Below are 16,312 nucleotides of genomic sequence, written 5' to 3'. Positions count from 1 at the left end.
ACCTTTCTATTCTATTGATTTTTCCATTGTTGAACTTAATTCTGCCCCTGAATTTTCAACAGAGCCTTTAAATGACTGTATACTTATACTTTCATTTTCTGAAAGTCCTTTTGTAACTTCTATATATTCTGAATCCGTAATTCCTGTTTCAATGTATTTTTTTCCACTTGTACTTGCAAGAGTAACAAAGTATCCTTTTTCATCTTTTTGAACCGCCATTACAGGAATCTTTATTACATCATTTTTTTCGTTTATTATGATTGTACCTGTTACAGACATACCATCTTTAAGACTTTGTATAGTTAAATTATTTTCTAAAATCCATCCAATAGTTTTGTCACTAGTTTCAACTTTATACCAATTCTCTTTTTTATCTAGTATTGCTACTTCTTCACCTTGTAATAATTTACCAAGACTCTTACTATTAGATGCATTATTCTTTCTAAGACTTGTATCATTGCTAGCTATTTTTACCTTTACATCTTTTTTATCTATTCCTTCTAACTTAACTCCATGTTTTTGTATCCACCCTTGTGTGTTATCTTCTAATCTAACTCTCATCCAGCTTCCTTTTCTTTCTAATATGTGGAATTTATCTCCTTTTTCTATTTTAGCTACTTTTCCATATTCTTTAGATGGTCCTTTTCTTACACTTATTTCTTCGTATTTACTCTCTCCAACTTCAAGTATCAGGTTAGAAACTGCCACAGTTACATTGTATGTCGGACTCTCTCCCTCTTCTGCTTTGTTAGATATTTCAGTTATTGTTCCTTTTATAGTTTCATCTGGAAATGCCTTTGCATTTATCTCAACTATTTGATTTACTTCTAACTGAGATACATCATATTGATTCACTGATACAATTATTTTAATGGCATTTGGATTGTTTCCTTCTGCATCAATTAATGAAACTTTTCCTCCAGCTGATACAACTGATTTTATATTTCCTTTTTCTACTGATAGAGTGTTCATTGTTAAATTCATTTGCTGTTGTTGTTTTGCCTCTGCATTTTTATTAAGCCCTATGTATGCCCCCGATCCTGCTAGAGTTATTGTAATAGCTGCTATAACTATAAGTTTTTTTGGTTTTTTCATGATATTCCTCCTTAAGTATTGTAAAGTACTGTAAATATATAATTACACTTTAATATTTTCCATAATTTATCTTATATTTGTATTTCTCATCACCAATATAACATCTTAATATTTACTTTGATAAATGTTAGGCTTTAGAGCTAATCCTTAACTCTGGTATGAGTGTAACATCTTAATGTTAATCTTATGTTTACATAAACGTAGTTCTTGTATATTTGATTTATCACAAGCTAATCTCTTTGTTTTATTATGGAAATTCTTCCTTTAGTATCATCCATAAATTAATACGCTACAAACTATACATCATATGTTAATTGTATGTTTACTCTTTAGCTATAGCATTGAGTTTCATTTTAATATATTATAAACTTCTTATTATCAAATAAAACGATTATATATAAGGAGAAAAAGTATGAAAATAACAAAAAGTCACATAGTAGCACTTTTATTAGTAGCAACAACATCTTTAACTATAGGATGTGAATCAGCAAATAATAACAATAAGAGTAATAAAATAACTCAAGTACCATCTGATACTCAAAGTGTATCTAATTTTACTTTAGAAAAGATGGATAAATTAAATAAAGAAGTCTTACCTCAAGTAGAAAAACTATTTAAAGAAAATGGTATAGAGATTAAGGATAGAGAATTTGATGAAGGTATAGAAAAAAAACCTGGAGATATTTATAAGACACATATGAATAATTCAAACACTACAATTGGTGATATTTTAATTGCAGAATATATTTCTAAAGCTAATGAAGGATCTTGGAGAGTTACTTTAGCAATAAATACTGATAAAGATACATTTAAAGGTAATAAATTCAAAGTAGAGGATACTTTATTTCATAGTTTATCAAATATTATAGTTAAAAATAATATAGATTACTCTGATTTAAATAATCAAATAAATGAACTTGCATCTAATGAAGATGGAAAGTTAAAATCAGTAAATATCGAAAGTGGAGATTTTAATATTGGTGTATTATTAACTGGTAAATATATTATGTTTGATATTACTTTAATCAACTAAATAAAAATATCTAGGATAACTCTATAAGTAAATTTATATTCTTCTATTATTTCTAGTGGCTTTAATATAAAGTGTGTATTTTTCCAAAAAGTAGTGATGATTAGAACATCAAATATCACTATATAAAGAAAAGTTCACACTTTTTATCTTTAACAAAGTGAAAAAAACTTATTGAAGAATATGATGTTAAAATAACTACAGATGTTCAAGATATGTTGAAAAATTTATTTGCAAGTACAATTCACCAGATGTTAGAAATAGAGCTTGATGAGCATTTAGGTTATGATAGATATAATAATAGAAACACTAAAAACTCTAGAAATTGATATAAAAATAAAAATGTTAAATCAGATTTTGGAGAAATAACTTTAAATATTCCAAGGTCCAGAAATGGAGATTTTGAACCAAAGGTAATTAGAAACTACGAAAATGATATATCAGGAATAGAGAACCAAGTGATTGGAATGTACTCAAAAGGCATGTCTACTTGAAATATATCAAGTCATCTTAAAAATATTTACGGAGTTGATATATCCCATTCACTAATAGCTAAAATTACTGATAGAGTTATACCTTTAGCTCATGAATAGCAAAATAGACCACTTGGTATAATTTATCCAATTGTATTTATGGATACTATACATTATAAAGTTAGAAGTGAAGGTAGAATAATAAACAAAGCAACATATATAACTATAGGTATTAACTTAGAATGTATAAAGGAGGTCTTAGGGATATGGATTGGAGAAAATAAAGGTTGAAAGTATTAGCTAAATGTATTTACATATGTTAGAAATAGAGTGGTTAAGGTTATATTAATAGCTTCTGTAATTGGATTTTCTGATACAATTAAAGCAGTATTTTCTGATACTGAAATACAAAGATGTGTTGTGCATCAAATTAGAAACACTTTAAATTATATATCATACAAAAATAGAAAAGAATTTGCAAAATATTTAAAGAAAGTATATGCTGCAATTACAGAAGAAGTAGCGTTAAGTGGTCTATCGTTCTTAGAGAAAAAATGGGGTAATCAATATACAAAGCATTAAGAGGTTGGCAAAATAATTGGAATGAACTAGCAACATATTTTAAATATCCTCAAGAGATGAGAACATTGATATATACTACAAATTCAATAGAAAGTTACAATAAATTATTAAGAAAGGTTACTAAATCAAAGTATATTTTTCCTTCAGATGATTCTTTACACAAATCATTATACTTAGCAAATATGGATATTTTTGAAAAATGGACTCAGATAATTAGAAATTGGACTCAGATTTTAACCCATTTAAGTATTTATTTTTAAAAAAGAAATTTAACTCTAAGTTAATAAAGAAATATTTCAAAAAAATCAAGAAATTTTCTTAAATAGATAATAATTTTTCGAAAAATAGAAAAACATGAAAGTAAGGCTATGATTTTTACAACCATAGCCTTATCAATAAATATCTAATTATCACTTAAAAAATAAATTTTCATTTAAAGAATACACATAAATATTTCCAGACTCTATCTACTTTTTCAACTATTTAACTTGGATAGCCCTTATGATACATTAATCCATTTTCTAGCATTAATTCTTGAGTTAAGTATATATGACCCTTACAATGCATATCTGATACACCCTCACTTATAAGTTTATATGTTTCAGAAGTATATAAATAATCCAAACTTTTACCTGTATTTTTGGAAAATTGTAATATAATTTTTTTATATAGTGATTGCAACAATGTCTTATTAGCTTCCATAAAACTATACCCCCTCCTCGCATCTAAACTTTAAATTTTTATTTATTATTTATTAATTAACTGTATATTCACTAATTTTTATAATTTATAATACTCTTCTTATCTTAAAACAATTATAATCTAACCTTAATCACACATTATATTATATATAAATATTTTCAACAAACTTAATAATTAAATAACTATATTTCATTAATCATCTTATAAATATTTACAATCTATCCACTATTCTTCTTCAATAAATTCAAACAAATTTTCTACTGTAGTATTAAATACTTTAGCAATATCCATCGCTAACTTTAAAGAAGGATTATATTTTCCATTTTCTAAGTGCACAATAGTCTCACGTCTTACCCCAACTGATTTGGCAAGTTCATTTTGTGTCATAAGGAGTTTTTCTCTATATTCTTTAATTTTTGTTTTCATCAATATTGCCACTTAGTTACATATCCCCCTTTTATCAAAATATATATACAAAATTAATTTAGATAAAGATTGTATAAATAAAACAGCAATAAGAATTATACCAGTATCCAAGTTTGATATATTTATATTCCTTGTATAAGGTGTTGCAAAAAAAATAGCTATTATAACTATAGAATATATCATTATTTTTATTGCAATCTGATTAACCTTTGATAGTATAAATTTAGATGATTCATCAACTAAATCATTATATTTTTTATTATAAATTGAATAACATCCAAAGACTATTAACCAACTCAACCCTGGAAGAGAAGCGGTACTTGGACCTTTAAAAATATACTTAGTCGCTAATACAGCTATAAAAAAATAAGTTATTACAAGTAATTCCAAGATGAGCTTTGATCTTACACCAGTTTCTGATTTATACATATAAAATCACTCCTTAAAAGTTATATATTTATAACACCTTATGTTATAAATATATAACTTTTCCAAATAAATTGCAATAGAATATTGTAAATATTTAGTAATATCTTGATAAATATAACTTATAAAAAATTTCATAATAAACATCAAATAGTTACAAATAATATTATAAAACTACTTCTTCACTCATTTTTATGGAACTGTCTATTTAAAAAACTCTTCTACTATAAAAACATATTCTTTAAAACATTACAATACAGTGCTAGATTAGTTTACTATATCTATTTTATCAATCATATCATTTGCTAACTATTTTCCTAATGAACATGCAATATTGAAATATATAATTATACAACCTAAATGCACCCCCATATTCCCTCAAAAAACATTTTTCTGTGGTTGAGATACGGTTGGTAGATTTCATCACCAAAATAAAAAATACTAGTCAATATTGACTAGTATTTCCAAGTATTTCATTATTCTTTTTTACAAATTGGTGGAGACGAATCGCAGGAATAATACCCACGATTAATTCATTTCATATACAACTCTAAGTTTTTATTAAAAATATACATCACTTTACTATTCTATGATATAACACAACAAAAGAAACTACAATCTATGAGTGGTGGTTTCATATAGTCCTAGTTCCTATAGTATGTAGGAACTAGGTGTACTCTGTATAGAACTAATTATAAATTTTATTATAGGAGCTATCGTTTCTATTTGTATTGCTATAAGTACTAATTACATATATGATAAAATAAAAAACCACTTATCTATTGGTCGTAGAAAAAGTGGTTTAGAATTTGAATTTAAAATTAAATTCAAGTTCACTAAAAAGTAATCTATACTAGAAACCACTACTCTACCCACTAGATTATAGTTTCTTTTTATTTTATCTATAACTATATTATACTACATTACATTTAAAAACAAACCTTAAACTTCTTTATTACAATTCATTAGTTCGAAAAAATATTTAGAATCATGAGTTTTATAAAGGTTTAACCAAGAACTTAATGCTTCTTCTTTAAAAACATCTAAAACTTTTAAAACTTGTATCGTAAATTCTAATGGTGCAATTCCTGAAGCAGTAATTAAATTTTCATCATTAACTGCAGATTCCATTTTATAATATTTTTCTCCAGAATAACTTGGTATCACCATTTTTAGAAATTCTAAATCATTACTTGTATGATTTCTAAAATCTAGTAAACCCTTTTTAGCTAGCCCTAAAGTAGCACCACAAATAGCTGCAACTATAGACCCTTGTTCAAAAGCTTCTTTAGATTTTTCTAATATTTTCTCATGACCTATAGATGTCCAAGTATTTCCCCCTGGCAAAATTAATAAATCATTACTTTCCATATTAAACTCATCAATTGTAAGCTCAGGTAAAGCTTTTAATCCACCCATTGTTATAATAGGATTTTTATTAACTCCTACTGTAAGTACTTTTAATGGTTTTAATCCTTTTTTAAAATATCTTCCTGTATTTAATTCAGCAGTTAAATATCCAACTTCCCAATCTGACATAGTATCAAATACATACATATATACTTTTCTATTTTTCATTTTTTTCTCCTTATATGATTAATTAATATACCTAATTGTAAAATAACTTAACTGACATACTCTGTCAGTCAAGTTATTAAATTTGATAATGATTAATTAATTCGAGTAAATTTTCAACCATTTTATCCCTAAGACTTAATGGTTCAATTATTTGTATCGATTTTCTATAAGGTATAAGTATATTTGGTACATAGGTAAATATTATATCTTCTTGAAGTTTAAATATTACTTTATTTGGAGTCCTTTCTTTCAAATAGTATCCTAGAAGCCAATGCTGACATAAGTTGTCCAATGAATTCATCCTTCCTTCTATAACTAATGTTATAAGATTATCTTCATCTTTTGTTTCATCCATAATCCCTTTTATAAAAAATTCACTTGCAGAGAATTCCTTTGGTCTACTAAAAGTATTTGATGTTTCTATGACACTACTAATTCTATCTACCCTAAAACTACGAATCTCATTTCTCATTTGACAAAATGCTACTATGTACCAATTATTATTCCAACGAACAATTCCATATGGATTTATAATCCTACATTTTGATTTTTCTTCACGACCTGTACGATAGTTGATTTCTATAGATAATTCATTTACTATACTATTTTTCAACTTTTTAAGTACAGATTCTACAGATATTTTTCCAGTGGGTTTTATTACTTCAAAACCTATTAAATGTTTTGTTAAAATTTCTTCTTGTTTTTGATTTGAATACATTTTTAACTTTGATGTTGCTTTATCTAATGTGTCATCTAAGAAACATCCCTCTTCTTTAGCAAATATAGATGCATGAAGTAGAGCAGTTTGCTCTTCTGTATCAAAAAAAAGAGGTGCTTTAATGAAGTTATTCAAAAGGCTATACCCACCATTATGACCTGTATCTGAAATTATAGGCACTCCACTAGCAGATAATGCATCAATGTATCTGTAGACAGTCCTTATATTTATTTCTAGTTTTTCAGATATTTGTTTTGCAGTAACTTTTTTATCTGAGTTTAATATCCATAATATAGACATCATGTTGTCAATTTTAGCCATATAGTTTTACCCCTTCATATATGTTTTATAAGTTAATTATATATGTTATTAGATTAATTTTCACAAAAAAAATATTAGCAATTTGCTAATATTTTTGTGGCTTTTAATGGTGGAGACGAGGGGAGTCTATAAGTGGTTATTTGATTGTTTTGTTGGTTTTTGTAAGTGTAGGTATATAGCTATTTAGTTATGATGTTGGACTAATTTTTTTCAATGTTTTTTATTGTTTATTTTTATAGTTGGGGTATTATTGGGGTATAATTTTCTACTTTTCAAAATTCTTGCTAATTCAATAATATAAATCAAATCCTTAGTTAAGTTTTTTAATGAATAAGTAAATTTACAACTAACCTAGTGTAATTTAAACAATTGGGTGAAAAACTAAATATCTCAGGAAGAATTATATTTATAACTAACTTAGTGTAATTTAAACTATATTAAAGACTATTTATATTAATATACCACGACAATTTATAACTAATTTAATGTAATTTAAACTTGTATTCTTTTTATAGCCATATCTTTTCACCACATTTATTTATAACTAACTTAGTGTAATTTAAACTAGTGATGGAGAAGGTGGTGGAGAATGGGTAGACGAATTTATAACTAACTTAGTGTAATTTAAACTAGTTTTTTCTGATATTTCTATAGATGATTTTGTTGTATTTATAACTAACTTAGTATAATTTAAACACATGAAGTTATCTGTTCCAAGAAAATGATTATAATAATTTATAACTAACTTAGTGTAATTTAAACGCTGTAGACGTGTTTGATGATGAATTACCATTTTAAAATTTATAACTAACTTAGTGTAATTTAAACTTAAAGCCAATACTCTGTTTGGAGACAACATGTATCTATTTATAACTAACTTAGTGTAATTTAAACTGTTATCTTGCAAAAAAATAACGCTTGTAGGGTCGATATTTATAACTAACTTAGTGTAATTTAAACGAGAAGATCAGAGTAGAAGAAATTGGAGATGTTTCTATTTATAACTAACTTAGTGTAATTTAAACAAGTAAAAAGTTATAATGATAATCCAACTTTTTTTAAATTTATAACTAACTTAGTGTAATTTAAACGGATATAGGGGGAGAATAGCCGTCTTCCTAATTCCCTAATTTATAACTAACTTAGTGTAATTTAAACTTATATCCTGTATGTCTTCTATATGCATTTTTTCACAATTTATAACTAACTTAGTGTAATTTAAACTGAAGATAGATTGGTTAATATAGAAGAAAAATTGAAATTTATAACTAACTTAGTGTAATTTAAACTATTGTTCTTCTTTGTAGTTTAACAAGCAATAGCAAATTTATAACTAACTTAGTGTAATTTAAACTAATTAGTTAAAAGTGCTTTAAGCCCCGTCAAGAGGATTTATAACTAACTTAGTGTAATTTAAACCCCAAATAAAACTATAGTGATTCCAACACTTTTAGTGTTATTAAAATAGATAATTTGCAGTGAGCCACCAGTAGTGTTTTTAGCTAAAAACAAAAAAGCAGTTATCAACCTTACCATCACTAGCTCACAGCTATTTACACATATTTTTCGCTCACTGCAAAATATTCTACTGTAACATATAAAACTTGTAGTAGATATAAATTATAACAAATTCTCAATAAAATATTTTAATTATTTATATTATAATTCTCTTAACAATCTAAGATTTAATTAAAAATCTAATCAAATATTATACCTAGTTTATCATTATAACTATAACTTGTAACGACTATATCTCCACATTCATAAAACATCTTTTTATTATAATTGTATCTTTTTACAGATACATTTACAAATAATGAACTCGCTTCTAAATACATTTTTTTATCAATATACAACTTGTACTCTTCTAAAAGACATTCAGGCACAACACTAATACTATCATTATTTAACATATCATTATTAGCAGATTTATTCCATACTCCTAATCTCATATTTTTCATTATAATCTCTAAAGCAACTTTATGTTTATTATATTTATCCATATCTATATCTAAATAGACATTATCTAAATAAAATGGAACTTTACTCTCATCAACTATGGAATTATCATTATGTATTATATCTGATATTACTATATCAGTCCTATTTATTATATCTTCATCATATATATTAAGCTTTCTATCATAATCATATATATAAATATTGCTCAACTCAGCATTCTCTCCCTTTCTATTTACTCTACCAAATCTTTGTAACAATGAATCTAAAGGTGCTAACTCTGTATAAAGGACATCATAACTTATATCCAAACTTACCTCTATACTTTGAGTACCTATCAATAAAAAACTCTCATCTATTCCTTTTTCCGCCTGTTCTCTATCTCTAGTATTAAATCGACCATGTATTAATTTAGGGTTATATTTTTGAAGCCTTCCATATAACTCTTGAGATAAATCTACTGAATTGACACATATTAATACTCTTTTTCCTTGAATTAAATCATTTTCTATTTTATGTATGCTATCAAGTATTCCTTCATTTAATCTATTCAATCTATGTCTAAATATTAAATCATTCTTATCTGGTTCAATAATTGTACTTATTTGCAATCTTTCCTGTATTAACTTTTTTAAGCAAGTTGGTATACTTGCACTCATTATACATATTTTTACATTTAAGTTTTCTTTTAAATATTTTAAAAATTCCAATGTATAACACAATACTCTTGTATCAAAACAATGTATTTCATCAACTATAAATATACTATCTTTTAATTGTGATAGTAGCATTTCAAATCTCTTACAAGAAAATACTGACTTTACTAATTGAAATATAGTACATACATTAATTTGTTTTACACTTTTTTTGTATATCTGGTAAAGTTTTTTTATATCTTCTTCATCACTAATTTTATTCAAAAAATATGGAGCTTTACTGTGTAACATACTTACGCTTACATTTCTATTATATAAATTTTCATATAAAGAATTTATGCTTGCTGTATAAGGAAGTATATAATACACTCTCTTACTTTTATATTCATTTTGAACTAGGTTACTCCAATACAATGATGTTGCTGTTTTTCCAAGACCTGTCATAGCCATTATCATTATATCTTCATTTTTATCCATATTTAAAACTTTTTCTTGTATTGAATTATAACTTACACCCTTTGGTATACTAAAATCTTTAATAGAATTAAATCCTTTATCTATACTTTTAATTCCCGCAGAAGCTATATGGTCACAATATTGCAAGTAACCTTTTAATAATATATTTTCAAGTTTTCTAGTATCATCATTTCTTGCTCTTGATATTTCCTTTATAAATGGTCTTATATCTTCTACTTCAATATCTAATAGTTCCTTTAATTCCTTTAATTCAATTTCATAAATAGAATTTGTTATTTGACCCTCTAGAAACTTTATATCTTTATGGTGGGTTAATATAGCTAACTTCTGACCTCTATTTAAATACTTAATACTTGCTGATAATAACTCATGTCTAACTCTTCTTGTGCTACTTTCAATATTATCTTGAAAGCTTTTTACTACTTTCCCTACATCATGACATACAATTGCCTCATATAAATCATTTTTCATATCATTAGATATATTATATATACTAACTAATTGATTCATTATGTAATTCATATCTTTATTATGCTTATCTATACTTGTCCCATCTGATTTAGCTTTATATTTATATAAATTATTCATGATATATCCTTTATAAAGTCTCCTTTAAATATTTTAAGTAACTTTCAAAAGCTTGATGTACATTTGATATTTTTATAAAATCATACTCTTCAAACTCTTCTTCTAAATACTTCTTTGTTTGTTCCTTTTCATTATTAACTTCTATCTCATTAAATGTATCATCATAAAATTTATTTACCCCAATCCATATATCGCTTTTTCTAAATTCTTCATTTTGTTCTATAGATTCTTTTAACATCTCTACATCTAAGCCATTTTCTTTGATAATACCCTGAAATACATTATTTCCCCATGAATACTCTCCCAATATAACAAATTTTGGTTTTGTATCAGTTAAATGATTTGTCTTATTACCTTCTACACTTAAGTATTCTAGTGATTTTAGGAGAGCTTCTATTCTTTTAAACTTTTCTTCTTTATCTAACTTTTCAACACCAATTAATTTAGCTTCTAAAGTTGTATAATCTCTATGCTCACTTGCTATATCAGATACATCATACTCTCCTATCTTTCCTATATTAAGATTTGCTATATTTGTATGTACTCCTGAATATACCTCAACTTGATATGGCATACTATCTCCTGTAGTTCCACAAACATTCCACTCCCATTCAACTTTTCTATTTGATACATTTATTAAAGAGTTCATTTGCCATCTTGACTTTCTTTTTTTAGTTATATTTGCTTCATATTTCTTTTTATTTTTTTTATATATTTCTTTTTCTTCATCTGATAATTCTTTGTATACCTCTTCTTCTATAGATAATTTTTCCGCCATCATAAACCCAAATATATCATCTGTCGCATATTTAAATGGGTTTGGAACCAATTTTACTTGTTTACCATCTTTAGTTTTAACATTTTGTTCATAACCACAAACTTGTTCCATAAATAGCTTTTGATTGTATTTTTGACATTGACTTGAGATTCTACTTCTGCTCCCTATTTTTTTAGTATAAGTAGAATTCTTATATGAATTATTTTTCTTTTCTACTTCACTACTACTTCCATTTAATCGCCCACATAAAACTTCTATTGCATACCCTATATTTAACATTCTATTTGAATTTTTATTTTCCATTTTAACCCTCCATAATATTATTAAATTAAACTTACTAATATTAAATTTTTAATCTGTCTAAAGCTTCTTATATCATCCAACTCAATATAATCCTCTGCTTCAAATAGTTTTTCTCCAGTTTTTTCATAATACATTTCATTTAAGTTAACTAACCAGTCCTCATATGCATAAAATTTTCCTAACATTTTAAGCTCCTTATATATTTTGTCTATATCTAAGTCACTAGTTTTTAATTTATCCGTTAATTTTTTTATTATATCTATTTTGACTTTTTTCAATACATTTACCTCCCTGTTTAAAAATACAATAAGTTCATCAGAAGCTACTTTCTCTCTCTTGTCTAAATTATAGATTTTTCTAAGATAGTTACTTTCTAAAGTACCCCTTAGTATATATATTTCTAGATGCAAATCTTTAAACTCTCTTAGTAATGCTTCTTTTTGTAATTTCATTAACAAATTTACATAACTATTTTTTATGTTATTCACCTGAATATCCTGAGATTGACCAGAGTTATTAAACATATATTGCTCTATATCACCATCAAATAAGTTGTATTTACATACTAGACTTTCTAATAATTTTACAATTGAATACTTTTCTTTTTCTTTCTTTGCCCCTAACTCTACATCGGTTAAATTTTCGTCTTGAATATGGCAAGTATAATCTTTCATAAATTCATCTGATGTAGAATTGTATAAAAAAACATACCTACTAACTCTGCAATTCAAAATTGAATACATAGTCAATACTAAACAGTATGGGCATACATTCAAACCTTGCAAGTTATTAGAAAAATTATAAAATGTATTTGCAACTAAATTAGGCATATAGCTTCTTCCTATATTATATTCTTTATCTTCAATTTTAACTTTAGCTTTATATTGGCCACACAAACTACAATATTCATTTCCTTTGTTTTCAACAAAACCTTTTAGTTTATCCTTTAAAGTAACTTTTCCTTTTGGTTGAGTTAATGTAGAATTACTAAAGCACATACTTTTCAAATTAGAGTATTTTTCGCAACTTACAAATTCTTCAATTTTATCACTCATTAAATCTATACTATTCTCTATGTCTTGATAAGTTATATCATTAATATCTTTATTCAAATAATACGCTAATACATATAGACCATTATCAACAAATACATTGTAACTTCTATCCATATTAAGCCCTCCTAGAAGTTATATAAGTTAATAACCCCATTCCTATACTATTTTTTTCCCCTAGTCCACAATAATAAATAACTTTTTGCATATCCTTATCAGCTTCTACAAATATTTCAAAGTCTGTATATCCAATTACAAATCCTTTTCCTTTTATATTAGTTATATATTTCTTTTTTACTGCTAATACATCCTCAATATCAAAGTATAGTTCACCAGTATATTCTTTATTATGTATAAGCTTATACTTATTTCCTAAATTATCATGTAATGCTTTATAAAACTCTTCTTGCATTGGATTTAAGTATACTTGTTTCCTACTTTTTAAATCATATAAACTCACTACAATAGGTGACCTTACTTTATAAAGTGTTATATTATTAAAATTTTTCTTTGAATCTTCTTCTATATCTGAAACTTTAAACTCTATATTATTCAATTTAAATACTTTAAATTTAATAAAACCTTTTATAATATTATTCAATATATCATCATATCCACTTAAAATTAATTTGATTTTTGTTTGGGGATTTAAATGTATTCCCTCTTTTAAATACTTAGCATTTTCAAACATAATTGTGTAATTAAATAATTTAAATACTTTCTTATCCACCTTATAGCCTTCATTGTGAAGACTTAGTGCTTTTCTTTTATCATTAATTTCTATAGCCTCATATATCCTTTTCATTAGCTCATACTGGTAATTGTAATCTAATACAACTTCATTATCCACTGTGAGTATCAAATGTCTTCTTACTAAATGCATTTAATTACTCCCCCTTTTTTCCATTTCCATAAAAAAATATTCTGTTGCTCATCTTCATCATAATATTTACCATATTCAAACTCATCATTTTCTCTTACCATTGAAGAATATATATCATAATAACCTTTTTTTTCATTATACTCTGTCAATGTATTTATTCTTTTTATCATTCCATCTCCAATATTAATATCTGTATATTGATTGTATCCAATAGCTTTTTTATCTATTAGATTTACTTCAATTTCACTTAAAGATAATACCTTCGCTAAACAATTAGTCTTACCTAAGCATAGCGGCTCATTAAATTCTATATTTTTATCTATGTTAGTATATATGATAAGTTTAGGATTAATTAGGTATTCAATGGGACATACATCAGTTTGAAATCTATCGCTATCTGTCAATGTTTTTACATTTGGATTGATTTCTTTATATATAGTCTGTAAATCTTTAAATGTACCATCATGATATATAACATATCCTAATATAAAATCATCTATTTCTTCACCATATATATTTTTTAAAATTCCGACAACTGTTGATATTGGTGGAATTTCATATGTTCTTTGTATCTTGCTATGCATAGGAATTTTAAAGTGAGCCATATCTCCAATTATTTCGATTTTATTTAATATCATTTTATCTCCTCAAATATTTAGTTAAAATACTCCATTTTATTTATAAAATTAGACATTCATTTATAAAAACCTTTAATTTTTACCATTATTTTCCTAAAAGTAACAATATATAACTTAATTAGATTATTTTAGTGAAGTTTTTAAAAACTTTACACTTACCTTAAATCAAGGTTCTCCTTCAAACTTTCAATATAGTACTTGTAATTTTTTAAAATATTTCTATGTATGTTCATTTATTTAACAATAAAAATACATTTCTATGGATTCATCATACATGTTAGTACTTAATTGATTTTCATCAATAACTTAAGATATACCTAATCGGTTAGACTAATATACCTCAAATACTTAATTTCTAAAAGTAGCTGTTATACTTTAGCAACTACCTTTTCCTAATAAATTCTTTGATTTTTTATATCAGTATTTGTTGTTAACTAGTTTAGAATATATACTTTATACATCTCTGCCATACATAAGTATTATTTACTATCTTTTATAATTTGCTTCAAATCATCAATACTCAAAACATTATCTTTCTTCCTGTGAATCATTCTATGACAATTTGAACATATTGGCACCAAATCTGTTTTGGGATTTATATTGCTTTCTTCTCCAACAGAACTTAATGGTTTAATATGATGAATTTCTATGTATCCCTTACCTCTGTCTCCATACGTTTTTTCGAAGTCAAACCCACATACAATACACTTTGTGCCATGATATTTTATTGCTTCTATTCTATTTCTGGGGTTACGCTCATACTGTTTCCCATAAACATATTTAACTTTCCCTTCTTTTCTAATTTCAGTTTCTAATTCTATGTTAATAGTATTAATGTTCAAAGGATTATCTTGACTTATCTCCTCCAATACATCGTCTTCTATTTCAGTAGTAAAAATGAATTCTATGTTAAAATTATTACTATCAAGTTTTATGAATCTTATTTTAGGTAAATTTGTTTTTCCTTCTATTTTATTTTCTAAGAATTTCTCATAATACTCAGGAAATATACTTCTTAGTAAATCTCTAAACTTAGATTTCCAAATTATTCTACTTCTTGGATTCTCTAATTTATCCATCTCTATAACTGCACTATAATAATTATCATTATATTTAAAATTCACATTTTTCTTTTCATTCTTTCCTAAATTATTTATCTCAAAAAAATGTCTTATTTCTATTGGAACTCCTGTCCCATTATGTTTTAATGTAGATTTATCAATTGTTTTTAAAGCTATTTTCTCATCTAATAACTCCCAAGAGTCAACTATTATAGGATACTCATTTATATTTTTAATTTCTAAAAGTATATTAATAATTTGACTGAAATGTATCTCATCTTCCTTAAGAACTTCAATTGCTTTATCTATTGTGTATCCGCTAAAAATACCTTTATGATTTTTATTTATTCCTAAATGATGTAATATACCCATTGATTGATAATCTTTACTTTGTTTTGATGATAAATCTAGTATCTCATCATCTATATTTCTATTACTCATATTATTTTTAAATAAATAATTATAAACTACTTTGTTTATTTGCTCTGATGTGTATTTATTAAACTCTCTTTTTCTATCATTAGACTCTAACTTAGGTATTGTCATATTCTCCTCCTCAATTGATT

The 16,312-nt window shown here is 25.4% G+C and carries 13 protein-coding genes, 1 pseudogene and 1 CRISPR repeat array; of the genes and pseudogenes, 2 read left to right on the top strand and 12 right to left on the bottom strand.

The genetic code is table 11. From position 1 onward, the window contains the following. Positions 1 to 6: 6 nt before the first annotated feature. Positions 7 to 1,095 (bottom strand): SH3 domain-containing protein, encoded by a 1,089-nt coding sequence (locus tag IC219_RS09020; protein WP_227830972.1) that lies wholly within the window; start codon positions 1,093 to 1,095, stop codon positions 7 to 9. Between the two features lie 412 nt (positions 1,096 to 1,507). Between IC219_RS09020 and IC219_RS09015 the strand changes: the two genes are divergently transcribed. Continuing rightward, positions 1,508 to 2,128: a hypothetical protein gene (locus tag IC219_RS09015; protein WP_227433815.1), complete on the top strand. Its 621-nt coding sequence runs from the start codon at positions 1,508 to 1,510 to the stop codon at positions 2,126 to 2,128. Between the two features lie 170 nt (positions 2,129 to 2,298). Beyond that, positions 2,299 to 3,440: pseudogene (locus IC219_RS09010) on the top strand (IS256 family transposase). Between the two features lie 223 nt (positions 3,441 to 3,663). Here IC219_RS09010 and IC219_RS09005 read toward each other — a convergent pair. From IC219_RS09005 to IC219_RS08955, 11 genes are all read right to left on the bottom strand, one after another. Continuing rightward, complete coding sequence (locus IC219_RS09005; RefSeq protein WP_227830973.1) at positions 3,664 to 3,882, bottom strand: hypothetical protein; 219 nt, start codon at positions 3,880 to 3,882, stop codon at positions 3,664 to 3,666. A 225-nt stretch (positions 3,883 to 4,107) separates the two neighbouring features. Then, positions 4,108 to 4,320 (bottom strand): helix-turn-helix transcriptional regulator, encoded by a 213-nt coding sequence (locus IC219_RS09000; protein WP_176702544.1) that lies wholly within the window; start codon positions 4,318 to 4,320, stop codon positions 4,108 to 4,110. Then, the gene (locus tag IC219_RS08995; RefSeq protein ID WP_227830974.1) at positions 4,321 to 4,737 is read right to left on the bottom strand and encodes a hypothetical protein; all 417 of its coding nucleotides are present in this window, start codon (positions 4,735 to 4,737) and stop codon (positions 4,321 to 4,323) included. A gap of 939 nt (positions 4,738 to 5,676) precedes the next feature. Then, positions 5,677 to 6,312: a type 1 glutamine amidotransferase family protein gene (locus tag IC219_RS08990; protein ID WP_227830975.1), complete on the bottom strand. Its 636-nt coding sequence runs from the start codon at positions 6,310 to 6,312 to the stop codon at positions 5,677 to 5,679. 76 nt (positions 6,313 to 6,388) lie between these two features. Continuing rightward, the gene (locus tag IC219_RS08985; RefSeq protein WP_227830976.1) at positions 6,389 to 7,351 is read right to left on the bottom strand and encodes a helix-turn-helix transcriptional regulator; all 963 of its coding nucleotides are present in this window, start codon (positions 7,349 to 7,351) and stop codon (positions 6,389 to 6,391) included. A gap of 338 nt (positions 7,352 to 7,689) precedes the next feature. Further along, positions 7,690 to 8,770: direct repeats of the CRISPR family, unit length 29 nt; unit sequence ATTTATAACTAACTTAGTGTAATTTAAAC. A 278-nt stretch (positions 8,771 to 9,048) separates the two neighbouring features. Beyond that, on the bottom strand, positions 9,049 to 11,031 hold the full coding sequence (gene cas3 / locus IC219_RS08980; RefSeq protein ID WP_227830977.1) for a CRISPR-associated helicase Cas3': 1,983 nt from the start codon (positions 11,029 to 11,031) through the stop codon (positions 9,049 to 9,051). Positions 11,032 to 11,041: 10 nt separating this feature from the next. Continuing rightward, the gene (locus IC219_RS08975; protein ID WP_160743622.1) at positions 11,042 to 12,112 is read right to left on the bottom strand and encodes a DNA repair protein; all 1,071 of its coding nucleotides are present in this window, start codon (positions 12,110 to 12,112) and stop codon (positions 11,042 to 11,044) included. 20 nt (positions 12,113 to 12,132) lie between these two features. Next, positions 12,133 to 13,281 (bottom strand): hypothetical protein, encoded by a 1,149-nt coding sequence (locus IC219_RS08970; protein ID WP_227853326.1) that lies wholly within the window; start codon positions 13,279 to 13,281, stop codon positions 12,133 to 12,135. A 1-nt stretch (position 13,282) separates the two neighbouring features. Next, complete coding sequence (gene cas6 / locus IC219_RS08965; RefSeq protein WP_227830979.1) at positions 13,283 to 14,047, bottom strand: CRISPR-associated endoribonuclease Cas6; 765 nt, start codon at positions 14,045 to 14,047, stop codon at positions 13,283 to 13,285. After that, positions 14,038 to 14,685, bottom strand: a complete 648-nt coding sequence (cas5, locus tag IC219_RS08960; protein WP_009891534.1) for a CRISPR-associated protein Cas5 — start codon at positions 14,683 to 14,685, stop codon at positions 14,038 to 14,040. Before cas5 ends, cas6 begins: the two co-directional genes overlap by 10 nt. Positions 14,686 to 15,164: 479 nt before the next feature. Continuing rightward, positions 15,165 to 16,292, bottom strand: a complete 1,128-nt coding sequence (locus tag IC219_RS08955; protein WP_160743625.1) for an HNH endonuclease — start codon at positions 16,290 to 16,292, stop codon at positions 15,165 to 15,167. Between the last annotated feature and the right edge of the window lie 20 nt (positions 16,293 to 16,312).

The sequence above is a fragment of the Clostridioides sp. ES-W-0018-02 genome (assembly GCF_020658175.1).
Lineage (GTDB): Bacteria > Bacillota > Clostridia > Peptostreptococcales > Peptostreptococcaceae > Clostridioides.
This window is presented reverse-complemented; position numbering and strand designations above follow the sequence as displayed.